A 346-nucleotide genomic window follows, 5' to 3' on the forward strand; every position below is an offset into this window, starting at 1 on the left:
GGTGTTAAGCGTATTGCTCACTTTACTCAGATTGTTGTTCCTTTCATGGCTCTGGCCTACATCTTGACGGCGTTTGTCATCATCCTGCTTCACATCACTGAAGTGCCTCGTATTTTTGCGATGATTGTCGGTGATGCCTTTACTCCGATGGCTGGCTTTGGTGCTGCTATTGGTTGGGGCGTTAAGCGTGGTGTTTACTCAAATGAAGCAGGTCAAGGTACTGGCCCACATGCGGCAGCAGCAGCCAACGTGGCGCACCCTGCACAGCAAGGTCTAGTTCAATCGTTCTCTATCTATATTGATACACTGCTGGTTTGTTCTGCTACGGCATTTATGATCCTAATTA

Annotated in this window: 1 protein-coding gene; it reads left to right on the plus strand. The window is 48.0% G+C overall.

Features of this window, described 5'->3' with window-relative positions:
• Nucleotides 1-346, plus strand: a 346-nt coding sequence (locus AB4585_RS25415) for an alanine:cation symporter family protein (RefSeq protein ID WP_372171556.1), incomplete at both ends; no start/stop codon positions are given.

Source organism: Vibrio sp. 10N.222.49.C9, from assembly GCF_041474985.1.
Classification (GTDB): domain Bacteria; phylum Pseudomonadota; class Gammaproteobacteria; order Enterobacterales; family Vibrionaceae; genus Vibrio; species Vibrio crassostreae_C.